Raw genomic sequence first — 18,633 nt, 5'->3', positions numbered from 1 at the left:
TTCAAACCGGTGGGCTTTCCTCTAAGATAGTAAGGTATGTACCAGGGAGGAGTATCATTTTGAAAACATCGCGCTTAAGAGCTGGGCTTGAGCTCGCAACCGTGCTGGTGATCGTGGTTTTCGCGGTCATCGCCCTCATGCCGCAAACACCGCACCATGCGCATTACACCTTGAATTCTGGTCAGATTACTTATGATGGCCAGGTCTTCAAACATAAGTTCAGCGGCCAAGGCCAGCTGACGATGAAAAACGGCGACCGCTACAAGGGCAATTTCAAAGACGGTCGCTTCAATGGTCAAGGCACCTTCACCTCGCATGAAGGCTGGCGGTATACCGGCACCTTTAAAGCCGGCGCGGTCACCGGCAGTGGCACCTTAACCACGAAACAAAATAAGACATATCGGGGGTTCTTCAAAAATGGCCAGTACCACGCACAAACACATTAGAATCAAATGGTTCAGTCTTGTCCGCGTCACCGGCCTGGTGTTGGTCTTAACCTATCATTTTTTCCAAAATGAATACCCCGGCGGTTTTATCGGCGTTGATATCTTCTTCACCTTTTCCGGTTTTTTGATCACCAGCCTGATGATTGATGAATTCGCTCGCACTCATACCTTTGGTTTGCTGGCGTTTTATCGGCGGCGGTTCTACCGCATCGTGCCGCCGTTAGTCCTGGCGGTGCTGGTCGTCATTCCCTTCACCTTCCTCGTGGGCACCGACTTTATCACCAACATTGGCCAGCAAATTGCCGCGGCGGTGGGCTTTGTGACGAATTTCTTTGAAATCGCCACTGGTGGTTCCTACGAAAACAACTTTATTCCGCACTTATTCGTGCACACTTGGTCCTTAGCAGTTGAAATGCACTTTTACCTGATCTGGGGCGTGGTGGCTTACCTGCTCAGCCGCGTCTTCCAAAAGCGGCCGGAAACCGCCACAGCGCGACGCACCGATTTTCGCATGGCGATGTTCGGCGTTTCCGGCGTCCTGGCCATCGTTACTTACTTGTTGATGGTGGTGCAAGCGCAAGGCCTGAAAGACTTCTCGCCGGTTTACTTCTCCAGTTTCACCCACAGCTTCCCGTTCTTTGTCGGCGCCATGATTGGCACCTTGACCGGCGTGGCGGTGCTGCCGAATTGGTTCACCCAGAGCTTCAAGCGCATCAACGCTTGGGTCCCTGCCGCAGTGATGGCAGGCGCCGCAGCTCTGCTGATTGCGCTGGGTTTTGGGCTTGATTTCGACCAAATTGCCACTTACAACTATGGCTTGCTGGTCGCCACCCTGCTGGCTGGGGTGATGATTGTGGCGGCGCGAATTTTGCACGAAAAAACCCCGACCATTGCCGAACCTAAAGTGATTACCTTTCTAGCGGATATTTCTTACAGCTTGTACCTGTATCATTGGCCGTTGTATGTGATTTTCTCCCACCGGATGGATAATACGCTCGCCGCTGGCCTGACCGTCCTCGTCGGCGGGGCGTTCTCGGCGTTGTCCTACTACATCATCGAACCCGTGATTGCTGGCCGCCAAGGGAAGTTCCTGCACTTCCGGCTGCCTGGTCGCTATGTGGCCGCCCCAGTCATCGTCGCGGCTTTAGCCCTCACCGTCGTCACCGTGCAACGCGTGCAAGCGGCGCCAGAGCTGTCGCATTTGGAGCAAAGCTTGTGGATCGGTGGGATTCAGCAAGACGTTGCCCAATATAACACCAGTGAAAAAATCATCATGGCGGCCCATGATCCCAAGAAAACAGCCCAAGCTGATCTGATGGCCCAAGCGAAAAAAGACGCCGCCGCGGCCGCCAAAGCGCATCCGGACAGCTATGCCGCGGTCAATCAAAACAGCACCGCCGCGAAGTACGGCATTCCTGCCGGCGTCACCATCATTGGCGACTCAGTGACGCTGGGCACGGCCCATTACCTCGGCCCGCATGTGGCCAACTCCGAGGTCAATGCGGCTGGGGATCGCAAGATGAACGAGGCCTATGATTTGATGATGCAGATGCAGCAAGCCGGCCAGTTGCGCGAGTTCGTTGTCCTCAGCGTTGGCACCAACGCGCTGGATGATTACGCGCAGGTGTTAGACCGGGTCATTGCCGGCATCAAGCCCGGGCATAAGCTGGTCTTCATGACGCCGTACAACGCCCAGGCCAGCCCAAGCTGGAACTCCAGCAAACTGGCAGAACTGGAGCGCCAACTGCCGGCCAAGTATAAGTGGATCACCATTGCCGACTGGGGCAAAATCGCCCCGCAACATCCCCATGTCTTCAAAGGCACCGATGGCGTGCACTTCGGCGGCCATGACGATGGCGATGTCCTGTTCGCCCAAACCATCAATAATGGTCTGATTGAAGCGGCTAAGAAACCAGCCAAGAAATAAGCTTAGAAACAGTAAGGCCCTTCGGATTCACCATGAATCCGAAGGGCCTTCTTTTGTGCTAGTTTTGATTCAGATACGTCACCATGCCATACCCCACGCCGTTTTCGGTGTTAGGTTTGGTAATGAACTTGCCGACTTGCTTGATTTCCGGCGCCGCGTTGCCCATCACAATCGGCACCCCGACCATGTTCAGCATCGGCAGGTCATTGCCCCCATCGCCAAAAGCTGCGGTTTCTTCGCGCTTGAGGTTTTCTTTCGCCATCAGATAGGCAATGCCGCGCGATTTTTTGGCGTCCTGAGAGGTGATTTCTAGCCAAGCCGAGCCGGAATGCTGCGCGGAGACGCCAGGATAATCAGCCTCAGCGAAAAAGGCTAGCATCTTGGCCATGACCGCTTCATCGAAGTTAATCAGCATAATTTTGAGAATGTGGCGCTCACCGGTGGCGAAAACCTCTTGATACGGCTGGATGGTCGGGTGCAGCCGGCTGACGCGAATTTCGCCTTCGATGTTTTCATCCATCCGCTCCGCGTACCAGTCTTCGCCATCATAATAACTTACCGACGTTGATGGAAATTTTGCTAATACCGCCCCAATAATCGCCTGCGCAGTGTCACTGGCCATGGCCGTTTCGGTCAAAATGCGTTTGCCGGTGGCAGTCGGTTCAAAAATCATGCCGCCGTTAAAAGCAATCTGCGGTCCCGTCAACTGCAGCACGTCAATGGCCTCGACCATTTCCCGCGGCGAACGGGCCGACACGAGCGTCAGCGGCAGCCGACTTTGCGCAATCAACGCCGCATTTGCCGGCGTCACCCGCCCTTCGTCATCGAGCAACGTCCCGTCCATATCAGTAAACACCCATTTGATCAATTAGCCCACTCCTTGTCTGGTTGGCGCCTTGCGCCGCTACTGGTTTCCATTGTGAAGGGCTCAGGCCAAGGCGTCAACCGTTCGCGCATAAATAACAAACCGCTTTCATCGCTGTTAGCTAGAAAATGACGCTTTCAAACACCATTAATGCCGCTGCATCGTGCTTTCATCCAGGCATCAAGCTTGACTTAAGAACCGTTTTCATTATACTAAGGCAGGTAAAGTGAGTGCTCACTCAAAGCCGAGGAGGGGCGAGATGAAACCGAAAATTCAAACCTACACCGCCTTTGATGCGGATCTTGTCCAAACCCGGGGTCAAGCCCAGCCGCTACCAGCCGATTACGATTGGGCCCAGCGCCAAAGGCCAGTGCTCTATCGGCTGCTGCGACAGCTCGGCAAGAGTTACTGGCAGGCCAAGCTCCATGCCCGCTTCGTCAACCTCAACCTCCTGCAATCGGTTGACGGTAGCTTCTTTCTGTACGGCAATCACACCCAAGCCTTTGGCGACCCCTTCTTGCCAGCCGTCCTAAGCCCGCGGCCGGTGGCGACTTTAGCCGCCGCGGCGAATTTAACCGTTCCAGTGCTGGGGCCGCTGCTGCCGCATGCCGGCGCCTTGGTGCTGCCAGAAACGGCTAGCCAAACGCGGCGCTTTATGACGCAGCTCAAAAAGGTGGTAGGGGCCGGCACGCCGGTGGCGATTTATCCTGAAGCCCATGTTTGGCCGTATTACACTGGTATTCGGCCGTTTAAACCAGGAAGTTTTCACTACCCCGTCCAATTCAACCGGCCGGTATTCAGCTTCACCACGACTTATCAGCGCCATCACGTCACCATTTACCTCGATGGGCCCTTTGCCCCTGACGAAAGCCTCCCGCTGCGGGCGCGGCGGGAACAGTTGGCCCATCAGGTGCAAGCCGCCATGCAGCGGCGCGCCCAAGCCAGTACCTATCAGCATATTCAATATCGGAGGCAGACCCCATGAATATTCTTTATTGCGGCGATGCCAGCGTGCAAAATGGGGTCCTGCTATCGGCGCTTTCTTTGGCCCAGCACCAGGCCCCGCTACACCTCTACCTCTTCACGGCGGCCTTAACGGTCAAGGGTGAGCGCAAGGCCCCGTTAACGCTGGCGGCTGCGGCCGAACTACAAACTGCCTTGCAGGCGGCAGATCCACGCAATACCGTGCAATTATTCGATCTCACCACTCTGGTTGAACAAGCGCCACCAACCGCTAACTGGCAGACGCGGTTCACGCCTTACTGCATGCTGCGGCTCTACGCCGACCTAGTGCCAGGCTTGCCGGACCGGTTGCTTTATCTCGATGCCGACGTGCTGGCCCTGAAGCCGGTGACGGCTTTCTACGAACAGCCGCTGACCACCACCGAATGTGTGGGGGTGCTGGATCATTACGGCCAGTGGTTCTTCCATCAACGCCTCGGCCGCGACTACATGAACTCCGGGGTGCTCTTATTGAACCTGGGCCGGATTCGCCAAACCGGCTTGTTTGCCGCGTGCCGTCAGCGCTGCGCGGATCAGCGCATGTTCATGCCTGACCAAAGCGCGCTGAACAAACTGGCCCAGGGCAAACGCCTAGCGCCGCGCCGGTTTAACGATCAGCACGGCCCGCATGCCGATACCGTGATGATGCATTTCTCCACCCGCCTGTCGTTTTGGCCGTGGTTCCACCCGGTCACCGTGAAGCCTTGGCAAGTTGAAGCGGCCCAGACGTTACTCGGCGCTGCCACCCCGACCGCGCTTTATCGCCAATATGAAGCGATTTTAGCTACCAGAAAAGGATGATTTTCATGACGCAACCCATCACCATTTTTTATGCCGTCGACGACCACTATGTCGACCCGCTGACCGTTTCGCTGCGCTCGTTGGTGCAAAATGCCGACCCCGCCAAGCAATATCAGGTCATTATCTTAACCGAGCATCTGACCCCGGCGCACAAGGCGCAATTAAGCGCCCAGGCAACGGCCAACGTCAGTGTCGCTTTTCAATCGATTGTCGCTCGGCTGAAGGCCCAGATTACCGATAAAGGCAACAAGCTGCGGGCAGACTATTTCACCTTCACCATCTACTTCCGGCTTTTCATCGCGGAACTGTATCCTGACCTCGACCGCGCGGTGTATCTCGATGCCGATACGGTGGTGTTGGCGGACATTGCCAAGTTAACTGCGACGCCGCTCAACGGGGCCTTGCTAGGCGCCGTGATTGACCCCTTCATGGCGGCCAACCCCGAAACCACTGCGTACACCAAGGAAAGCGTGGGCGTGGATGTGGCTGCGTACTGTAACTCTGGGGTGCTCCTGATGGACCTGCAGCAGCTGCGCGCCCGCCATTTTGCTGAGCACTTTTTGACGTTGCTGAATACCTATCATTTCCACAGCCTGGCGCCGGACCAAGACTACATCAACGCCATTGCCCGCGACCGGCTGCTGCACCTAGACGAAAGCTGGAATGTCCAAGGCGAGCGGCCGCTTGCCGACCCGCAAGTGATTCACTACAACCTCTTTGATAAACCGTGGCATTATGCCAAGGTTCCGAACGACCAGTATTTCTGGCAGTATGCAGACCAAATGCCAGCCGTGGCGCAAACCTTGCGCCACACGCAGCAAGCCTTCGGACCCAAGCAAATCGCGGCCGATCAAAAGCACCAGGCCGAGTTAATTCAACTCGCCGTGACCACCAACGCAGAACCCGTGACCTTCGCGCGCATGGCTGCGGCAGGAAAGCAGGTACAACTATGATTGAGCCCAATGTTGATCCGCACTTACCCGTGGTGAAAAATATCGAGCAAGCCGTCCAAGAAGGCCGCTTCAATGATAAAGTAGAGGTGAACGATCCGAACTTGCCGGCCAGCGAGCAAAAGGATGTCATCGCCAATTATTTGCGGCGGCAGCACACCTGGCGCCACCGCGTCAACAATGTGATTGTGCGCACTGGCATGAACCTGACCGCCCGTTGGCTTGGCCGCACCGTCACCATCACAGGCCAAGCGAATTTGGCTGGTGTGCACGGCGGCGCGATTGTCACCAGCAACCACTTCAGCCCCATGGAAAATCTCGTGGTGCGCAAAGGCCTGGGCTTGCCACGGCTGTACATTGTCAGCCAAACCACCAATCTCAAAATGCCCGGCACGCTGGGCTATGTCTTCAACAACGCCGACATTTTGCCCATTGCTTCAGATGTCAATTACCTCGCCCACGAGTTCCCCGCGATGCTGGAAAAGGTGTTAGCCGCCGGCCGAGATGTGCTCATCTATCCCGAGCAAGAAATGTGGTACAACTACCGCAAGCCGCGGCCGCCGAAGCGTGGGGCTTATTACTACGCGGCGCAATTCAATGTGCCCATTATCTCGTGTTTCGTGGCCTTGCAAACCAGCAGTCGCCAAGTTTCCCCAGCGTTCAATGCGGTCTCCTATCAGCTTGAAATTCTCAAACCGATTTACCCGGACCCAACTCAAAGTGTGCGGGCGAACAGCATTGCCATGATGAATCAAGATTATCAGCAAAAATGCGCCGCCTATGAACGCGCCTACCACCGGCCCCTGAGCTACACCTTCAGCCCGGATGATATTGCCGGCTGGCGCCAGTAAGCTTTGGCACTTCATCGCCGAGAAAGAGGAGCTCATGTCTAATTTAACCTTATTTGAATCCGCACAGGTCCTCGCTGGCTATACCCAAAAGCAGCGCCAAATTCTTGACGCCGCGATCTCTGTGTTCGCCGAAAAAGGCTATGCCGGCGCCAGCACCCATGAAATCGCCAAACGCGCCGGGGTCGCAGAAGGCAACATCTTCGCCCGCTTCGGCAGCAAGCGGGGCCTCTTAAATGCGGTGATCAAGCCGATTATCAATCAGATTTTCCCCAACGCGATGGCGGAAATGATTCAAAATCAGCTCAACCTTCCCTTCCCCAGCCTAGCCGATTTTTGCCGGGAGCTAGTGACCGGCCGCTTGCATCTCTTGCGAGACAATACGGCGGTGGTTAAAGTCTTCGTGACCGAATTATTCAGTCAGGAGCAGATTCGCGAGCTGATTATTCAACGGTTCAGCGACGATTACTGGGTGCAACTCACCAAGACCTTGGATCAGCTCAAAGCACACGGCCAGCTGGTGCAATGGGACAATCACGCCATTATGAAATGCCTGTGGTCGATTGTTGGCGGTACGGCAGTCGGCGCCCTGTATTTTGGGCAGCCACTGGATGACCAAAGCATTGCCCTCACCGTTGAAGCCGCCATCAAGGCGCTGACGCCGTAACTCCCTGTCAAACTGCAGACCTGAAGACGCTAACAAGCGTCTTTTTTTGTTGGCTAAGGACTGTTTCTGCCTTGCTCAAGCCAAGTTAATGTTCGGATTTTGGCCAAAAATGAAAGCTTTAATGAAAAAATGCCGTAAACTCGCCATTGTTCATAAAGACACGAACATTGTTTGAATATTTTACGAAATTATCCTTGAAATTAGCGATTTGGACTCCTATACTGATTTTGAAAAGCGAAGGCCGGTCATCGACGCCTGATCAGCGCCGCCGATTTTTTCGGCAAATGTTCGGTTTTTGCTTGCTGAGCTGCTCGGACACTAATACTTTTGTGGGGGACTAATAATGAAGTTCTGGAAAGCACTTGCCGCGTTGAGCACCGCCGCCATTGCCGCCGTTTCCTTGGCCGCTTGTGGCAGTAAAGCCGCTACCAAAAACAGCGACAGCTACACACCAAAGACTTTGAACATTCAATTCGTGCCATCATCTAACGCCAACACCTTGGAAGCCAAGGCCAAGCCGCTGGAAGGCCTGCTCAAGAAGCAATTGGGCATTCCCGTTAAAGTTTCTGTTTCCACCAACTACAATTCCATTGTTGAAGCCATGAAGTCAAAACAAGTGGATGTCGGCTTCCTGCCACCTGATGGTTATGTCCAAGCCCACAAGCAAAAAGCCGCTGACGTACTCCTCATGGCAGAACGTTACGGCATCAAGCAGCCGGGTGGCAAGAGCACCGGCAAGCTGGTCAACTACTATAACTCCATGATCCTGGTTAAGAAAGGCAGCAGCATCAAGTCCTGGAAGGATTTGAAAGGCAAGAACATCGCCGTGCAAGATGTCACCAGTTCTGCCGGCTACATCTGGCCGATTGCTGAAATCAAAGAAAAAGGCCTCGACCTGGTTAAAGATGCCAAGCTCACCACCGTCACCGGTCACGACCAAGGCGTCATGTCCGTTTTGAACGGCGACACCGATGCCGCCTTCGTCTTTGAAGATGCTCGGACGATTGTGCAAAAAGATGTCCCTGACATCATGGACAAAGTGGTGCCAATCTACATTACCAAGAAGCCGATTCCTAACGATACGATTTCGGTGCGCTCCGATATGAGCAAAGCGTTCCGCACTAAATTAGCCAAAGCCTTCAAGGCCGTGGCCAAGAGCAAGAAAGGCCACCAAATCATCTCTGAAATCTATTCTCATGAAGGCTATGTCAGCGCCAAGGACAGCGACTTCAACATCGTGCGTAAGTACGACAAAATTTCAGCCAGCATCACCAACAACAAGTAAGCATGCGAAGCGTTTGCAAAGAAGCTAGGCTCGCCTAGCTTTTTTTGTGGGACGGCCACGGAGGCAATTAGTTATGAAACAAGAAGCGACCCCAGTCATTGAATTCGATCACGTGAGCAAAATCTATGAGAACGGCGTGGTTGGGCTCAAAGACATCAATTTAACCATCATGCCCGGCGAATTCGTCGTGGTGGTCGGCTTAAGCGGCGCCGGCAAAAGTACCCTGATGCGCGCCGTGAACCGGCTGCATGACATCAGCGAAGGTGATATTCGTATTGACGGCGAATCCATCACCAAAGCCAAAGGCAAAAAGCTGCGGCAAATTCGCCGGAAAATCGGGATGATTTTTCAGAATTTCAATTTGATCAACCGGGCCACTGTCCTGCGCAACGTGCTCACTGTCCGCGTCGGCTATTACCCGACCTGGAAAATGGTGTTCGGCCTGTTCTCCCCTGAAGACAAGCAGCGCGCCTATCAGGCCCTGCAAACCGTGGAACTCGCAGACAAGGTTTACACCCGCGCTGATCAGCTCTCTGGTGGTCAGCAGCAGCGCGTTTCCATTGCCCGCGCCTTGACCCAAGCCCCGAGCTTGATTTTGGCCGATGAGCCCATCGCCAGCCTGGACCCAGAAACCACCCGCCGCGTCATGGATGACCTCAAGCGCATCAACCAGGAACTGGGTATGACGGTGCTGGTTAACTTGCACCAAGTTGATTTGGCGCAGGCATACGGCAGCCGCATCATCGGTATTCGCGCCGGGGAAAAGGTCTTTGATGGCCCGGTCAGTGAAGCCACCAGCGCCGTCTTCGATGAGATTTACAACGGCGCAGAAGCGGAGGGCTAACATGGAAGACTTGTTGCCAAAACAAAAACTCAACTGGCACAAATGGGCGCTCACCGCGGTGCTGCTGGTAGCGCTGGTGTGGTCAGCCTTCATCACCGATGCGCATCTCGGCTTGTTTTTCACCAACTTCAGTCAGTTCACTGAACTCTTCGTGGAAATGGCCCATGTGGATTGGGCCTACACCGGCTACACCTTGGAGCCAATGCTGCAAACCATTAAAATGTCGATTATCGGCACCCTGCTAGGATCGGCGCTGGCCTTTCCTTACGCGCTGCTAGTGTCGCGCAACATCGTCACCAACAAAGTGGTCGTGGGCGTGTTTCGTTTCATTCTCAACATTGTCCGCACCATCCCTGACTTGATGCTCGCCGCCTTGTTCGTGGCGGTGGTCGGCATCGGGCCGGTGGCCGGGATTTTCGCTTTAACGATTTTCACCTTCGGCATGGTCAGCAAGCTGTTTTATGAAGCGATTGAAACCATCGATCCTGGGCCGCTTGAAGCCTTGCGCGCCGCTGGCGGTAACCGCATTGAAATCATCCGCTTCGCGGTGTTCCCCCAGATTGCCAACTATTTTGTCAGCTATGTGCTGTATGCCTTTGAAATCAACGTCCGGGCCAGCACCGTGCTGGGTTACATGGGTGCCGGTGGGATTGGGGTTTACCTGCAGCAGGCGCTGTCCATGTTCCGCTATGACCGCGTCGGCGTGATTGTCCTCGTCATCTTCGTGGTGGTGTTAGCCATCGATTATGTCAGTGGTAAAACAAGGGAGGCGCTCCTATGACAGAATTGAAACTCCCTAATCCTCCGGCGCAGCGCCGCTGGGGCAAGGTGCTTGCGGCCGTGATTTTCATCGGCTTAGTCATCTGGGCGTTCACTGGCATGCCGGCGTTCAGTATCAAAGCCAACGCCGTCATGGTCACCAAATCAATTGGCGATGGGCTAATTCATCCTGATTGGGCGTATGTCTGGACTGGCGATGGCGAAGATCTGACTTCCACCCTGCTGGAAACGTTGGGCATTGCCATTCTTGGGACCTTCATCTCCGCAGTGATTTCCCTACCGTTTGCCTTTTGGGCGGCGCACACCAAGCACAAGTTCTGGCTGGTGACGCGCTCTGGGAAGTTCGTCTTAACCGCCATTCGCACTTTTCCTGAAATCGTGCTTGCCTTGATGTTCATCAAAGCCGTGGGGCCCGGCTCCTTTGCTGGTGTGCTGGCTGTCGGCTTCCACAGTATCGGCATGCTTGCCAAGCTGTTCTCCGAAGCCATCGAAAACATGAACGGCGGCGCCGGTGAAGCCGTCACTGCCGCCGGCGGCAGTGCGCTCGATGTCACCATGCTCGCCAGCCTACCACAGCTCCTGCCGGAATTCGTCTCGAACACCCTGTACCGCTTCGAACTAGCCATCCGTTCCGCTTCCATCTTAGGGATGGTCGGGGCCGGCGGGGTCGGGACACCGCTGATTTTCGCGATTCAAACTCGGTCGTGGCCGCGAGTCGCCATTATCTTGTATGGCATCATCGTGCTGGTCACCGCCACCGACTGGCTCTCAGGGGCCTTGCGGAAGCGGCTCGTTTAAATCCTAGGGTTGATTGCCTTAAGCACCGGTGTTCCCACCGATGCTTGAGGCTTTTTGAATCCACTGCCCATCGTCCTGCTTGACGCCTTCAGCCCCAACCTGAACTCCTGATTACACCCGACGTTTGCTGGTGTACAATTAGATTAACCACAAGTTCAGAGGAGAAGTTTGATGTTAAAACGCTTGGGACAAGTACTTGCCGCTCTGGCCTTACTCGCGGTCATCGCTGCCGGCCTGACCGTGGCGGCGCCGCATCGACAAGGCGCCAGCCATGAACTCACCACCAGTACCATCCCGGTGCTCTGGGTGCTGTCGGATTCGCATTTCATCACCCCGCAGCTGCATGATCAAGGCGAGGCCTACACCGAAATCAAACAGTCAGCGGCGGGCAAAGACATTCAGCATCAACCCGTTGCCATCAAGGCCCTGGTGCACGCGGCGTTAACTGCAAAGCCGCGGCCTACCGCCGTGATTTTGACTGGGGATGTCACCTTTAACGGTGAACGCGCCAGCGCGCAGGACCTGGCCAAGCGCCTGGCGCCGCTGCAAGCCGCTGGCATTCACGTGCTGGCTATTCCCGGCAATCATGATATCTACGACGGCTGGGCCCGGAAGTACAAAGGAAAGAACCAGTACAAAGTGCCGCAAATCAGCCCCACCGAGTGGCGCCGCATTTTTAGTGATGGCTATCAAAGCGAAATTGCTGAAGATTCCGCTTCGCTCAGTTACACCATTGCGCTGAATGCCAACTATCAGTTGATTATGCTAGATTCCAATATCTATACCATTCAGCCGTCCAATCGCAATCCCAACACTGGCGGCGAACTGAAACCGGCCACCATGAGCTGGCTGAAAACCCAGCTGGCCGCGGGCAAAAAAGCGGGACGCACCAGCCTAGTGTTCATGCACCACAACCTTTATCAACATAATCATGTCGTCTCCACCGGCTATGTCTTGAACAATGCCAAAGCGCTGCGCAAACTGCTCACCCGTTACCAGGTGCCGGCACTGTTCTCTGGTCACATTCACGCCCAAGACGTGATGGCTGGCAAAAAGGGCGAACCGGTCGAAGTGGTCAATGGCTCCTATTCAATCTCACCGGCTGGCTACGGCGTGGTGCAACTCACCAGCAAGGACCTGACTTACACCCGCAAGCAGGCCGACCTGTTGCCGGTCTTGACGGCAAAGCAAAAGCAGAACCCGGAACTGGCGCACTATCAGCGCTACTTGAAAAAGCTGTTCCTGCAAAACGGTGAAGGTCTCGCGGTGCAAAGCCTCTACAACCGCCCTGGCATCACCGAAGCTGACTTAGACGCTGGCATGCACTTCATGGGTGAGCTCAACTGGCGCTTCTTCACCGGGCAGGATCACATCTCGGATACTGAGGTCAACGCCCTTAAGCAAACCCGCGGCTATCAGGTGGACGCCAAAACCGCCTCGCTGAAACGCTACATCAACACGATTATTCAGGATACCAATATGAACGATTTGCATTTCACCATTAAAACCAAATAACCATTACACCGGTGGCCAAGTAGTCGCCGTTTTTTTGCGATTCAAAAAGCCGCCAACCTTTTCGGTTAGCGGCCTGTACGTTTTAGAAATTCGTGGTGTCAGGATCAGTGGCTAACCCGGCAATGCCGTGCAAGCCGTCCAGCGCCTTCATGTCAGCGGCGGTCAGGTCAAAGTCAAATAGCTCGGTGTTCGCCTGGATCCGCGCTTCGTGCACCGACTTGGCCAGCGGCAGGAAGCCGTGCTGCAAGGACCAGCGCAGCAGCACTTGCGCCACCGACTTGCCATAGTGTTTGGCAATCGTGGCGACTTGCTCATTGCCCAGCAACTTGCCGGTGCCAAGTGGGCTGTAAGCTTCGCTCAGCATGTGATACTTTTCATTCATTGCCGTCACTTCAGGCTGCAAATCGCTTGGGTTCAGGAAGATCTGGTTGACCATCGGCGTGACCGTGGCATTTTTCATCAAAACATCCATATGCTGCTGGCGGAAGTTTGAAATCCCAATGGCGCGCGCTTTGCCAGCCTTCAGTACCGCTTCCATTCCCCGCCAAGTGTCAGCGAGGCTGTCTGGGTAACTGTCCCGGAAGCCAACGGGATTTGGCCAGTGGATGAGATACAAATCAACATAGTCCAAGCCTAATTTGGTCAAGGACGCATCAATGCCGGCCTGCACCAAGTCAAACCGGTGCGCGTCGTTGTTCAGTTTCGTGGTGACGAATAAGTCATCGCGTTTGATGCCACTAGCTTTGATGCCGGCGCCGACCGTTTCCTCGTTGCCATACATCGCCGCGGTATCAATATGCCGATAGCCGGCCTTGATGGCGGCCTCAACGCTTTGCTTGGCGACATCGCCATCTGGGGTTTGCCAGGTGCCAAAGCCCAAAACTGGGATTTTAACCCCATTGCTCAACGTGTAAGTATCCTCTAAACTGTTAAATTTTGTCATGGTTAATCCTTTCTTGGTGCTGATGCTTGCCAACTTGCATACTGCGTAATCAGACCCTGCGTGCCTAAGTCCCCTTCGCCGGCGTCCACCATCGCCTGGTACAGTGCCTTAGCCTGTTTGGTGGCAGGCAAGTCCAGGTGCATCTGGTCGGCGGCCTCAAGGGCAATGCGCAGGTCTTTGACGAAATGCTTCACGAAAAAGCCTGGCGTATAGTCTCCAGCCAAAATCCGGGGACCATAATTGGTTAGACTCCAGTTGGCGGCACTACCGCCGCCCACCGTGGTCAGGACCTTATCCAGGTCCAGCCCCGCGGCTTTCGCGTACACCAACATTTCACTGAGCCCGGTCATGGTGCCGGCGATCATAATCTGATTGGCCATTTTGGTATGCTGACCACTGCCAGCCGGGCCAAAGTAATTGATGGTACTGCCCATGGCGGCGAAGACTTGCTTCATTTGCTCGTAGGCCGTTTGGTCGCCGCCGACCATGATGGTGAGGGTGCCGTTTTTAGCGCCAATGTCACCGCCTGATACCGGTGCATCCAGCGCCACTGCCCCTTGCTTAGCGGCTGCTTGCGCAATGCGCTTAGCGAGGTCTGGGGCACTGGTCGTCATATCCACCAAAATCTGTTCGGCTTTGGCGCCTGCCAGGACGCCATGTTCGCCGAAATAAACGGCCTCGACATCCTGCGGGAAGCCCACAATCGAAAGCACCGCGTCTGCGTCAGCGGCGACTTGCTCAGGCGAATCGGCCCAAGTAGCGCCAGCAGCTAACACCTTGTCAGCGTGCGCCTTGGTACGGTTGAACACCACGACTTCGTAGCCGGCTTGCAGGAGGTTGTTAATCATGCCGGTCCCCATGATGCCGGTGCCGATAAATCCGATTTTCACATGCTCACCTCATTTCAGACTTGCTAAAAGTAAGTATACCGCATTTTCCGGTAGAATCGAAAGGCGGCAGCTTATGAAGAGATCAAAACGGCGCAGTCATCGCTGACTGCGCCGCTTGTTTATTGCTGGATAAACCCGTATTCCAAAATGCGCATGTAGCTTTTCACTTCGTCGACCAACCACTCGAGATCGGCCACTTGGGCATCCGGATGGGCGTCAAGAAACGGCCGCGCTTTGCTGGCAATCAGGTCATTCATCGCCGCAATCAAATCGCCCACCATTTGCGGGGTCACCTCAGGCTTCAGCTTCATCCGCCCAAGCACGGGACCGAGGAGATCTTGGCTGACCAGCTGCATTTCACCGGCCATGAGCTGACCAATTGCCGGCGCCAAGGCCTTGGGGTAACCGCCGCCATACAAGGTCATCGCAAAAGCAAATTCTGGTTTATAGTCCACCTGGAGCGCAATCTTGTAACGCAGGGCCCGGGTGATCATGGTTTCCAAGTCCGGTGCATTCTGCCAGACACTGAAATCCGCCACCTCATTCAGGCGCTGAAACACCCACTGCGCCGTGGCCAGGTACAAGGCCTCTTTGGTGCCAAAGTAGTGAAAGAGCAAGCCCTTGGACACCTTGGCGTCGGCGGCAATCAGGTCGGTTTTGGCGCTGCGATAACCCATTTGAGCAAAATTGGTCAGGGCCGCATGCAAAATGCGTTCGACTTTGGCCGGGTCTTTGACCACCGGCTGGCCGATAGTTGCTGGGGTCATTTTGCTCACCTCAATTCATTAACAAATCACGGCGCCGATAAGCCCACAGGCCAAGTGCCATCAGCACGACACCGAGCGCCGTCATCCAGCCAAAGGTGCCCCAGTTGATCGCGGCCACTGGCACGTCGTTGACCCAGCCGTAAGGTGACAGCTTCAGGGCCCATTTTGGCAGGTCCATCAGCGGCCCCAAGTACAGCGAAATCACGCCATAGATGGGCACAATCCAGATCACGGTTTGCCATTTTGGCAGCAGGCCGGCCAGCAGCATGGCCAAACCACACACCACCAGTAGCGCTGGCCAGTAACCGACAAAACTGCGCATGAACCGCGCCAGCGTGATGGTGATGGTCATACTTTGCTGACCCGCCGCAGCCATGCCCCAAATTGCGGCGATGAAGGTCGCTGAGCCCACCACCAAACCATAGCCGGCGGTGGTTAAGGCTAGGCGCAAGCGGCCGATAGGTTTGGCCTGCATTAAGGTCAACAGGCCTTTTTGCTCATCCCGGTTCAAGCTCAAAATCATGATCACTGCTGGAATCGTCGCCACACCGACGAAAATCACCGCCAGCTTGTTGGCCATGGCCAGCACCACGGCGCGATTGGCCGCCGTGACCGCAGCGCCGCCAAGCACCTTGCCCAGCACGGGATTGGTTTTGACCAAATCCCCGACGGTTCCGAAAATGGAACCGTAACTGGCACCCAGGAGTGCCATGCCCAGCAACCAAACAATCGTGCTGGTGCGATTGACCCGCGCCAGCAGGGACAGCGGTCCTTGCAGGAAGACACTGGCGCGCTTGCGGCCAGGCTTCGGCGTGATCAGGCCGGCGCCTAAATCGCGCCGCGCGGCCAAAGCCACGGCGCCGGCGCCGCCAACCACGGCGCCGACCAGCATCAACAGCACCGGCCACCAGTTATTGTTGGTGTACAGCTCCATTTTTTCGATCCAGCCAAAAATCGTCCACCAGGTCAAATCAGGATTCTGAACATCGGTGCCCATCCGGGCGATGAACACCAGCCCCAGAAAACCGTAGCTGAGCATCAGCGCGCCGCGGCTGGTGCTAGCCAGCTGGGCAAACAGCAAACTAAAGCTGCCAAACATCAGGCCAAAGGCGGCTAAGCCCAAGCCAAACAACCAGTTGCCATTCGCGCTGGCGCCTGGCATTTGGGCTGCTTGCAGGCCGAGCGCCTCCAGCACCCCGCCCAGGCCATTGACAATCACCAGTTCCAACATCGCTGCCAGCAGTGGCGCCTGCCGGCCCACACTGCGCGCCAGCATTAGTTCCGTCAGGCCACTCTCTTCTTGACTGCGGGTGGCATGAACGGCCAAATGAATGTTCATCATCACGGTGAACAGCCCCATAAACACCATCATTTCCCCGCCGTAGATCAGCGCCGTCGTGTATGGCGGTTTAGCGGTGAAGGGCCCGAGCAAAGAGACCATCGCTGGCGTCTTCAAAGTCGTCGCAATGGTGGCCATTTCCTTTTGGGTGCCATAAATGCCGCCGAACTTCGCCGCGGCGGCGGCCATTAAGCCCACCAAGCCGGTGAGCCACAGCACGATTTTCAGCCAGTCATGCCGCAGCTCCAGTTTAAGCAAGGTGCCGGTGCGATTAAACGTGCTGTGTGGCATCCGCTTCACCTTCTTTGTTGTAGTAGCGCAGGAACAAATCTTCCAGCGTCGGTGGGGTGCTTTGCAGCTGCACGATTTCGAGGCTGCTCAGTTGCTCCATCACGCTGCCCACGGCTTCACTATCCACGGCAAATTCCGCCTTGGTGTCACTTTCAGCCTTGAACTGATGCACGGCAGGCAAACCCGCAATGGCGGTCAGCGGCTGCTTGGTTTGCACGTGAATGGTGCTGCGGCTGAGCTTGCGCATCGAGGCCAAACTGCCGACTTCGATGATTTCCCCTTGGCGAATGATACCGATGCGATCACACATCCGCTCCACTTCGCTCAAGATATGGGAGGACAACAGAATGCTCTTGCCGGCTGCCTTCAGCGCCAACACCTCTTGCTGGAATACTTCTTCCATCAGCGGGTCGAGGCCACTGGTCGGTTCATCAAAAATATACAGCTCGGCGTCGGTGGAAAAAGCGGCGACCAACGCGACTTTTTGCCGGTTCCCTTTGGAATAAGTGCGCGCCTTTTTGGCCACATCAAGGTCGAACTTCTTGATCAGCTCGTCGGTGCGGGCGGTATGCTTTTGACCGCTCAGCTTCAGCAGCAGATCCACAATCTCGCCGCCAGTCAGATTTGGCCACAGGTCAACATCCCCTGGCACATAGGCAATCCGCTTGTGAATGGCCACGGCGTCGGTCCACACCGACTGGCCAAAAATGGTCGCTTGGCCGGAGGTGGCCTTGAGGTTCCCCAGCAAAATCCGAATCGTGGTGGATTTCCCTGCCCCATTCGGCCCGATGAAGCCAAACACTTCCCCGGGGTGAATGGTAAAGGTGATATTTTTCAGCGCTTGGAACTTGCCAAAGCGCTTGGTTAAATGATCGATTGCAACGACCTCTGTCATCGCTATCTCCTCCTCTTATGCTTTGATGGTCTCAGTGTAGAAGCCATCGACTGGCGAGTCAATGAGAATCGAGTCAACCAATGAGGCCCGCTAAACCGGCGCTATCAACAGATTGACTCATCATGTCGGTCTGAGTCAATGAAAAAGCGACTGCACCTTAAACAGCGCCGTCGCTTCGTTCAAATCAAGCTGAAATTATGTCACTAGCCGAGAGTAGCAGCCTGCCTCACCGCCGTCGGCACTGCCGGATCAGCCGCAAAATCAGCCAACCAGTTGCGGGTGATTTGAGCCGCTCGCGCGTGTTGCCATTGTCGAACATCACTAGCCTGCCACTTGCGGGTGTCTCGCTGCTTCGGCAAAGCGGCGTGCGAGTCTAGTAGTCCTTGCGCCGCGGTGGCCAGTTTGGCCGCCACCAGGTCATCTAACGCCTGCCGCTGGCTTGGACTAGCCACGCCCCGCACCGCCAGGTAGTCATCCAGGCCAATGCAGTTCACCACAGTCGCACTTGCGATTTGCTGCATATAAGCTGGCACCACGGCTTCCCCCACTGGTAGGTCGTGGACTGCGCCATCAATCAATGTAATCATTCAATCACTCCTAAAATAAGATTAAAAAAAGTCGTACATCAAATGCACGACCCCCGAAGTGATCTGCATCCGTCTATGGTGGGGCACGTTGCCTTGCGGTACGTTGCCGGTTGGTCACAGTGCATAGCCACTACCAACACTCTTGATACATACGATTTTCTTTAACTCAACCATAGCAGATTTAGCGCCCAAA

Annotated in this window: 19 protein-coding genes; 12 read left to right on the top strand and 7 right to left on the bottom strand. The window is 55.4% G+C overall.

Features of this window, described 5'->3' with window-relative positions; all coding sequences use genetic code 11:
- Positions 1-59: 59 nt before the first annotated feature.
- The gene (locus tag JUF11_RS03880; RefSeq protein WP_236000414.1) at positions 60-446 is read left to right on the top strand and encodes an MORN repeat-containing protein; all 387 of its coding nucleotides are present in this window, start codon (positions 60-62) and stop codon (positions 444-446) included.
- A complete protein-coding gene (locus JUF11_RS03875; protein ID WP_204118442.1) occupies positions 442-2,373 on the top strand; it encodes an acyltransferase family protein in 1,932 nt (643 codons plus the stop codon). Before JUF11_RS03880 ends, JUF11_RS03875 begins: the two co-directional genes overlap by 5 nt.
- Before the next feature lie 58 nt (positions 2,374-2,431).
- Here the strand turns inward: JUF11_RS03875 and JUF11_RS03870 are convergent, their stop codons facing one another.
- Positions 2,432-3,241, bottom strand: coding sequence for an HAD family hydrolase (locus JUF11_RS03870; protein ID WP_204118419.1), 810 nt, complete (start codon positions 3,239-3,241; stop codon positions 2,432-2,434).
- 256 nt (positions 3,242-3,497) lie between these two features.
- Here JUF11_RS03870 and JUF11_RS03865 point away from each other — a divergent pair, with 256 nt between their 5' ends.
- From JUF11_RS03865 to JUF11_RS03820, 10 genes are all read left to right on the top strand, one after another.
- A complete protein-coding gene (locus JUF11_RS03865; RefSeq protein ID WP_204118418.1) occupies positions 3,498-4,223 on the top strand; it encodes a lysophospholipid acyltransferase family protein in 726 nt (241 codons plus the stop codon).
- Complete coding sequence (locus JUF11_RS03860) at positions 4,220-5,041, top strand: glycosyltransferase (RefSeq protein ID WP_204118417.1); 822 nt, start codon at positions 4,220-4,222, stop codon at positions 5,039-5,041. The genes JUF11_RS03865 and JUF11_RS03860 overlap by 4 nt, the downstream gene beginning before the upstream one ends.
- Positions 5,042-5,046: 5 nt before the next feature.
- The gene (locus JUF11_RS03855) at positions 5,047-5,994 is read left to right on the top strand and encodes a glycosyltransferase family 8 protein (protein WP_204118416.1); all 948 of its coding nucleotides are present in this window, start codon (positions 5,047-5,049) and stop codon (positions 5,992-5,994) included.
- Positions 5,991-6,842: a lysophospholipid acyltransferase family protein gene (locus JUF11_RS03850; protein ID WP_204118415.1), complete on the top strand. Its 852-nt coding sequence runs from the start codon at positions 5,991-5,993 to the stop codon at positions 6,840-6,842. Before JUF11_RS03855 ends, JUF11_RS03850 begins: the two co-directional genes overlap by 4 nt.
- 34 nt (positions 6,843-6,876) lie before the next feature.
- Entirely contained in the window at positions 6,877-7,506 is a 630-nt protein-coding gene (locus tag JUF11_RS03845; protein WP_204118414.1) for a TetR/AcrR family transcriptional regulator, read from the top strand.
- A gap of 343 nt (positions 7,507-7,849) precedes the next feature.
- Positions 7,850-8,791, top strand: a complete 942-nt coding sequence (locus JUF11_RS03840) for a phosphate/phosphite/phosphonate ABC transporter substrate-binding protein (protein ID WP_204118413.1) — start codon at positions 7,850-7,852, stop codon at positions 8,789-8,791.
- 73 nt (positions 8,792-8,864) lie between these two features.
- Positions 8,865-9,635: a phosphonate ABC transporter ATP-binding protein gene (phnC, locus tag JUF11_RS03835; RefSeq protein ID WP_204118412.1), complete on the top strand. Its 771-nt coding sequence runs from the start codon at positions 8,865-8,867 to the stop codon at positions 9,633-9,635.
- Position 9,636: 1 nt separating this feature from the next.
- Positions 9,637-10,416, top strand: a complete 780-nt coding sequence (phnE, locus tag JUF11_RS03830; protein ID WP_236000410.1) for a phosphonate ABC transporter, permease protein PhnE — start codon at positions 9,637-9,639, stop codon at positions 10,414-10,416.
- Entirely contained in the window at positions 10,413-11,213 is an 801-nt protein-coding gene (gene phnE / locus JUF11_RS03825; RefSeq protein WP_125581925.1) for a phosphonate ABC transporter, permease protein PhnE, read from the top strand. The genes phnE (JUF11_RS03830) and phnE (JUF11_RS03825) overlap by 4 nt, the downstream gene beginning before the upstream one ends.
- A gap of 171 nt (positions 11,214-11,384) precedes the next feature.
- A complete protein-coding gene (locus JUF11_RS03820) occupies positions 11,385-12,728 on the top strand; it encodes a metallophosphoesterase (RefSeq protein ID WP_204118410.1) in 1,344 nt (447 codons plus the stop codon).
- A gap of 82 nt (positions 12,729-12,810) precedes the next feature.
- Here the strand turns inward: JUF11_RS03820 and JUF11_RS03815 are convergent, their stop codons facing one another.
- The 6 genes from JUF11_RS03815 to JUF11_RS03790 form a co-directional block, all read right to left on the bottom strand.
- A complete protein-coding gene (locus JUF11_RS03815) occupies positions 12,811-13,671 on the bottom strand; it encodes an aldo/keto reductase (RefSeq protein WP_204118409.1) in 861 nt (286 codons plus the stop codon).
- A 2-nt stretch (positions 13,672-13,673) separates the two neighbouring features.
- A complete protein-coding gene (locus JUF11_RS03810) occupies positions 13,674-14,561 on the bottom strand; it encodes an NAD(P)-dependent oxidoreductase (RefSeq protein ID WP_204118408.1) in 888 nt (295 codons plus the stop codon).
- A gap of 119 nt (positions 14,562-14,680) precedes the next feature.
- Positions 14,681-15,328 carry a TetR/AcrR family transcriptional regulator gene (locus tag JUF11_RS03805; protein WP_204118407.1) on the bottom strand — a complete coding sequence of 216 codons (648 nt, stop codon included), beginning with the start codon at positions 15,326-15,328 and terminating at the stop codon, positions 14,681-14,683.
- Between the two features lie 10 nt (positions 15,329-15,338).
- On the bottom strand, positions 15,339-16,958 hold the full coding sequence (locus tag JUF11_RS03800; protein WP_204118406.1) for an ABC transporter permease: 1,620 nt from the start codon (positions 16,956-16,958) through the stop codon (positions 15,339-15,341).
- Positions 16,939-17,853, bottom strand: coding sequence for an ABC transporter ATP-binding protein (locus JUF11_RS03795; protein ID WP_204118405.1), 915 nt, complete (start codon positions 17,851-17,853; stop codon positions 16,939-16,941). Before JUF11_RS03795 ends, JUF11_RS03800 begins: the two co-directional genes overlap by 20 nt.
- A gap of 203 nt (positions 17,854-18,056) precedes the next feature.
- Positions 18,057-18,440: a hypothetical protein gene (locus tag JUF11_RS03790; protein ID WP_204118404.1), complete on the bottom strand. Its 384-nt coding sequence runs from the start codon at positions 18,438-18,440 to the stop codon at positions 18,057-18,059.
- Positions 18,441-18,633 lie beyond the last annotated feature (193 nt).

Origin of the sequence: Lacticaseibacillus suilingensis (genome assembly GCF_016861845.1) — a bacterium.
Lineage (GTDB): Bacteria > Bacillota > Bacilli > Lactobacillales > Lactobacillaceae > Lacticaseibacillus > Lacticaseibacillus suilingensis.
This window is presented reverse-complemented; position numbering and strand designations above follow the sequence as displayed.

What these genes read in the sequence shown, in the direction of transcription:
- JUF11_RS03865 (WP_204118418.1), top strand. Translation starts at nt 3,498, where the DNA reads ATGAAACCGAAAATTCAAACCTACACCGCCTTTGATGCGGATCTTGTC.
- JUF11_RS03860 (WP_204118417.1), top strand. Translation starts at nt 4,220, where the DNA reads ATGAATATTCTTTATTGCGGCGATGCCAGCGTGCAAAATGGGGTCCTG.
- JUF11_RS03855 (WP_204118416.1), top strand. Translation starts at nt 5,047, where the DNA reads ATGACGCAACCCATCACCATTTTTTATGCCGTCGACGACCACTATGTC.
- JUF11_RS03850 (WP_204118415.1), top strand. Translation starts at nt 5,991, where the DNA reads ATGATTGAGCCCAATGTTGATCCGCACTTACCCGTGGTGAAAAATATC.
- JUF11_RS03845 (WP_204118414.1), top strand. Translation starts at nt 6,877, where the DNA reads ATGTCTAATTTAACCTTATTTGAATCCGCACAGGTCCTCGCTGGCTAT.
- JUF11_RS03840 (WP_204118413.1), top strand. Translation starts at nt 7,850, where the DNA reads ATGAAGTTCTGGAAAGCACTTGCCGCGTTGAGCACCGCCGCCATTGCC.
- phnC (WP_204118412.1), top strand. Translation starts at nt 8,865, where the DNA reads ATGAAACAAGAAGCGACCCCAGTCATTGAATTCGATCACGTGAGCAAA.
- phnE (WP_236000410.1), top strand. Translation starts at nt 9,637, where the DNA reads ATGGAAGACTTGTTGCCAAAACAAAAACTCAACTGGCACAAATGGGCG.
- phnE (WP_125581925.1), top strand. Translation starts at nt 10,413, where the DNA reads ATGACAGAATTGAAACTCCCTAATCCTCCGGCGCAGCGCCGCTGGGGC.
- JUF11_RS03820 (WP_204118410.1), top strand. Translation starts at nt 11,385, where the DNA reads ATGTTAAAACGCTTGGGACAAGTACTTGCCGCTCTGGCCTTACTCGCG.
- JUF11_RS03815 (WP_204118409.1), bottom strand. Translation starts at nt 13,671, where the DNA reads ATGACAAAATTTAACAGTTTAGAGGATACTTACACGTTGAGCAATGGG.
- JUF11_RS03805 (WP_204118407.1), bottom strand. Translation starts at nt 15,328, where the DNA reads ATGACCCCAGCAACTATCGGCCAGCCGGTGGTCAAAGACCCGGCCAAA.
- JUF11_RS03800 (WP_204118406.1), bottom strand. Translation starts at nt 16,958, where the DNA reads ATGCCACACAGCACGTTTAATCGCACCGGCACCTTGCTTAAACTGGAG.
- JUF11_RS03795 (WP_204118405.1), bottom strand. Translation starts at nt 17,853, where the DNA reads ATGACAGAGGTCGTTGCAATCGATCATTTAACCAAGCGCTTTGGCAAG.
- JUF11_RS03790 (WP_204118404.1), bottom strand. Translation starts at nt 18,440, where the DNA reads ATGATTACATTGATTGATGGCGCAGTCCACGACCTACCAGTGGGGGAA.